Below are 5,331 nucleotides of genomic sequence, written 5' to 3'. Positions count from 1 at the left end.
GCCCGCCGACGCCCCGCTCGTACGCCTCGGCGCCGAGCGCGCGGTCGTCCGCGCCAGCGTCGTCCGCGAGAACCGGCCCGTGCTGGTCGAGATCGAGGTCAACCCCGGCCGCGCCAACCGCGCCCGGATCAACCGCTCCCCCGTGCCGCGCGCCCGCGAGGTGCTCGGGCTGCTGCGGACCGTGCTCTTCGCCCCCGAGGACCTGGCGCTGGTCAAGGGCGACCCCGGGGAGCGGCGCCGCTTCCTCGACGACCTGCTGGTGGCCCGGGCACCGCGCTTCGCCGGCGTGCGCTCGGACTACGAGCGGGTGCTCAAGCAGCGCAACGCCCTGCTCAAGAGCGCCGGCGCCAAGGTCCGCTCCGGCGGCGGCGACGTCGCCACCCTCGACGTCTGGGACGCCCATCTCGCGCGGACGGGCGCCGAGCTGCTGGCCGCGCGCCTCGAGCTCGTCGACGCCCTGCGCCCCCTCGTGGACAAGGCCTACGACGAGGTGTCGCGCGGCAAGGGGCCGACCGGCCTGGACTACCGCAGCTCGCTGGAGTCCGCGCTCGGCGACGAGCTCGCCGGGCAGGGCGTCCAGGACCGCGACACCCTCGCCCAGGCGATGCTGGAGGCCGTACGCCGGCTGCGCCGCTCCGAGCTCGAGCGCGGCGTCTCGCTGGTCGGCCCGCACCGCGACGACCTGGTCCTCCGGCTCGGAGCCGCCCCGGCCAAGGGCTACGCGAGCCACGGGGAGTCCTGGTCCTACGCGCTGGCGCTGCGACTGGCGTCCTACGACCTGCTGCGCGCCGACGGCGGCGAGCCCGTGCTGGTGCTCGACGACGTGTTCGCCGAGCTGGACAGCGACCGCCGGGAGCGGCTCGCCGCGCGCATCGCCCCGGCCGAGCAGGTCCTGATCACGGCCGCGGTCGCCGGCGACGTGCCGGGCGAGCTGGCCGGGGCTCGGTTCGACGTGGCCGCCGGCGCGGCCCGCCGGGTGCGGTGACCGAGCGCCAGGCCGACCCCGGCCGCCCCTCGGACGACCTCCCGGAGCGCGCCGCAGGAGGCGTGAACGGCCCGGGCGAGGCCGCCGCCGCGCAGCGGCGCAGTGGCGTGGACATCGCGCGCGAGGCGCTCGCCGCCGCCCGGCTGGCGGCCCGGCGCAACGGGGAGCGGCCGACCGGTGCCCGCGCGCTGGGGGAGCCGGCCGGCCGCGGGCGGCGCTCGTACGCCCGCGGTGAGGAGCTGCGCAGCGGCCCCGCGCCGGACGACCGGGACCCGCAGCGCGTCGGCTCGGCGGTCTCGCGCCTGCTCGCCGAGCGCGGCTGGGAGGTCGAGGCGGCGGTCAGCGGCGTCCTGGCGCGCTGGCCCGAGCTCGTGGGCCCGGAGGTCGCGGCGCACGCCACCCCGGAGCGCTTCGACGACGGGGTCCTGGTGCTTCGTGCGGACTCGACGGCCTGGGCGACGCAGCTGCGGCTGCTCGTCCCGGCCCTGCGGGCCCGAATCGACGCCGAGCTGGGCCGCGGCGTCTGTCGCACGATCAGCGTGCAGGGGCCGGCGGCGCCCTCCTGGCGGCGCGGCCCGCTCTCCGTACGCGGCCGCGGGCCGCGCGACACGTACGGCTGACCCGGGTCGAACGAGCTCGCCCCGGGCCCGGCGCACGGACGCACCTGACCCGCTACGAGGCCCGGTGGTGCCCGTCGTCGTGTGGGGGGACCCGTCCCCACCTCCGTTCCACCGCCAGACGGCGTCCCAGGGGTGTGCACGGCCACCTGCAGAGGGCGCGGACGGGTAGACTTGAGTGGTTCCGCCCGGAGGTGCTCCCGCCGCTTCGGGCTCCGCTCGACAGCGGCCGCCGGTCCCTCCCGAGGGGAGCGGTGCCGCGTGCCCCCGAAGGGTGCCCGTGACCGACATCCAGCCCAGCGCGCAGGACATCGTGGACCCGGCACAGGGCGTGGCGCCCCCGGGGACCGACGGCACGGCACCCGACGGCATCGCCCCCGACACCGGCGCGGCGAACGGCGCACTCGACGGCAGCGCATCTGACACCGGCGCGGGGAACGGCAGCGTGCCCGCCGGCGGCCCGGACGGCGAGGCCGTGGCGTACGACGCCAGCGCGATCACCGTCCTCGAGGGCCTCGAGGCGGTCCGCAAGCGCCCGGGCATGTACATCGGCTCCACCGGCGAGCGCGGGCTGCACCACCTGGTCTACGAGGTCGTGGACAACTCCGTCGACGAGGCCCTCGCCGGCTACTGCGACACGATCAAGGTCGCCCTGCTCGCCGACGGGGGCGTGCGCGTCGAGGACAACGGCCGTGGCATCCCGGTCGACATCGTCGCCTCGGAGGGCAAGCCGGCCGTCACGGTCGTGCTCACCGTCCTGCACGCGGGCGGCAAGTTCGGCGGTGGCGGCTACGCCGTCTCGGGTGGGCTGCACGGCGTCGGCGTCTCCGTCGTCAACGCGCTGTCCGAGCGCGTCGAGGTCGAGGTGCACCGCGACGGCTACGTCTGGCGCCAGGCGTTCCTGCGCGGCGCCCCGGTGGCCGACCTCGAGCGTGGCGAGGCGACCGACCGCACCGGCACGACAGTGACGTTCTGGGCCGACGACGAGATCTTCGAGACCACCGACTACTCCTTCGAGACGCTGTCGGCCCGCTTCCGCGAGATGGCGTTCCTCAACAAGGGCCTGACCATCTGCCTGCGCGACGAGCGGCCCGTCGAGACCGACAGCGAAGAGGTGGCCGAGCAGGTCGCCGAGCAGCGCAACGTCACCTACTTCTACGAGGGCGGCCTGATCGACTTCGTGACGCACCTCAACTCCAGCAAGGGGGAGGTGCACCGGAGCGTCATCGACTTCGAGTCAGAGGACGCGGAGAAGAAGCTCTCGCTCGAGGTCGCGATGCAGTGGAACCCGACCTACACCGAGTCGGTCTACACCTTCGCCAACACGATCAACACGCACGAGGGCGGCACGCACGAAGAGGGCTTCCGGTCCGCGCTGACCGTGACGGTCAACAAGTTCGCCCGGCAGTGGAACCTCCTCAAGGAGAAGGACACCAACCTCACCGGCGACGACATCCGCGAGGGCCTGACCGCGATCGTCTCGATCAAGCTCGGCGAGCCGCAGTTCGAGGGGCAGACGAAGACCAAGCTCGGCAACACCGAGGCACGGTCGTTCGTGCAGACCGTGTGCAACGACCGGCTCGGTGAGTGGTTCGAGAAGAACCCCAACGAGGGCAAGGACATCGTCCGCAAGGCCATCTCCGCGCAGACGGCCCGGGTCGCCGCCCGCAAGGCCCGCGAGCTGGCCCGCAACCGCAAGGGCCTGCTGGAGTCCGGCGGCCTGCCCGGCAAGCTGGCCGACTGCCAGTGGCGCGAGCCGGACAAGTGCGAGCTCTACATCGTCGAGGGCGACTCGGCCGGCGGCTCGGCCAAGGGCGGCCGCGACTCGCGCTTCCAGGCGATCCTCCCGATCCGCGGCAAGATCCTCAACGTCGAGAAGGCGCGGATCGACCGCATCCTGCAGAACAACGAGGTCCAGGCGCTGATCTCGGCCGCGGGCACGGGCATCCACGACGACTTCGACCTCGAGAAGCTCCGCTACCACAAGATCATCCTGATGGCGGACGCCGACGTCGACGGCCAGCACATCCGCACTCTGCTTCTGACGTTTTTCTTCCGCTTCATGCGGCCGCTCGTCGAGGCCGGCCACGTCTACCTCGCGCAGCCCCCGCTCTACAAGATCAAGTGGGCGGGCAAGGAGCCGGTGCAGTACGCCTACTCCGACCGCGAGCGCGACGGGCTCATCAAGCTCGGGCAGGAGTCGGGCAAGCGGCTGCCGAAGGAAGAGGGCATCCAGCGCTTCAAGGGCCTCGGTGAGATGCCGGCCAAGGAGCTGTGGGAGACGACGATGGACCCGGACGCGCGCGTCCTGCTCCAGGTCACGCTCGACGACGCCGCAGCGGCCGACGAGTTGTTCTCCGTGCTGATGGGCGAGGACGTCGAGCAGCGTCGCTCCTTCATCCAGCGCAACGCCAAGGACGTCCGCTTCCTCGACATCTAGCGCGTGCGACCGCGCGACCCTGACAGCTGCAGTCGTACTCGTGAGAAGGACTTCTGGTGACTGAGACGCCGACGACGCCGCCGCCCGGCGACCGGATCGAGCTGCGCGACATCAACGTCGAGATGCAGCAGTCGTACCTCGACTACGCGATGAGCGTCATCGTCGGGCGCGCGCTGCCCGACGTGCGCGACGGGCTCAAGCCGGTGCACCGGCGCGTCCTCTACGCGATGTACGACGGCGGCTACCGCCCCGACCGCGGCTACTCCAAGTGCTCGCGCGTCGTCGGCGACGTCATGGGCCAGTACCACCCGCACGGCGACTCGGCGATCTACGACACCCTCGTCCGGCTCGCACAGTCCTGGTCGCTGCGCTACCCGCTCGTCGACGGCAACGGCAACTTCGGCTCGCCCGGCAACGACCCGGCCGCGGCGATGCGCTACACCGAGTGCCGGCTGGCGCCGCTGGCGATGCAGATGGTCCGCGACATCGACGAGGACACCGTCGACATGTCGCCGAACTACGACGGGCGCACGCAGGAGCCCGACGTCCTCCCCAGCCGTTTCCCCAACCTGTTGGTGAACGGCAGCGCCGGCATCGCAGTCGGCATGGCGACCAACATCCCGCCGCACAACCTGCGCGAGGTAGCCGACGGCGTGCAGTGGTCGCTCGCCCACCCGGACGCGTCGAGCGACGAGCTGCTCGAGGCCCTGATGCAGCGGATCAAGGGCCCGGACTTCCCGACGCGCGGTCTGGTCGTCGGCCGTCGCGGCATCGAGGATGCCTACCGCACCGGGCGCGGCTCCATCACCATGCGCGCGGTGGTCAACGTCGAGGAGATCAACAACCGCACCTGCCTCGTCGTCACCGAGCTGCCCTACCAGGTCAACCCGGACAACCTCGCGCAGAAGATCGCCGAGCTCGTCAAGGACGGCCGGGTCCAGGGCATCGCCGACGTCCGCGACGAGGGCAACGAGCGCCTCGGCCAGCGCCTGGTCATCGTGCTCAAGCGCGACGCCGTCGCCAAGGTCGTCCTCAACAACCTCTACAAGCACACCCAGCTGCAGGAGACGTTCGGCGCGAACATGCTCGCGCTGGTCGACGGCGTCCCGCGCACGCTGCGCCTCGACGAGTTCGTCAAGCACTACGTCACGCACCAGATCGAGGTCATCGTCCGGCGCACGCAGTTCCGGCTGCGCAAGGCCGAGGAGCGCGCGCACCTGTTGCGCGGCCTGGTCAAGGCGCTCGATCACCTCGACGAGGTCATCGCGCTCATCCGGGCCAGCGCATCG

Annotated in this window: 4 protein-coding genes; all 4 read left to right on the top strand. The window is 72.4% G+C overall.

Annotation, left to right across the window (positions count from 1 at the left end):
• The coding region (recF, locus tag G9H71_RS20855) for a DNA replication/repair protein RecF (protein ID WP_166284699.1) at positions 1–985 on the top strand (985 nt) is incomplete at its 5' end.
• The gene (locus G9H71_RS25350; RefSeq protein WP_166284698.1) at positions 982–1,605 is read left to right on the top strand and encodes a DUF721 domain-containing protein; all 624 of its coding nucleotides are present in this window, start codon (positions 982–984) and stop codon (positions 1,603–1,605) included. The genes recF and G9H71_RS25350, both read left to right, overlap by 4 nt.
• Before the next feature lie 442 nt (positions 1,606–2,047).
• Positions 2,048–4,042 (top strand): DNA topoisomerase (ATP-hydrolyzing) subunit B, encoded by a 1,995-nt coding sequence (gene gyrB, locus G9H71_RS20845; protein ID WP_331273166.1) that lies wholly within the window; start codon positions 2,048–2,050, stop codon positions 4,040–4,042.
• 122 nt (positions 4,043–4,164) lie between these two features.
• On the top strand, positions 4,165–5,331 hold a 1,167-nt coding region (locus G9H71_RS20840; protein WP_407939782.1), incomplete at its 3' end, for a DNA gyrase subunit A.

Source organism: Motilibacter deserti, from assembly GCF_011250635.1.
Lineage (GTDB): Bacteria > Actinomycetota > Actinomycetes > Motilibacterales > Motilibacteraceae > Motilibacter_A > Motilibacter_A deserti.
This window is presented reverse-complemented; position numbering and strand designations above follow the sequence as displayed.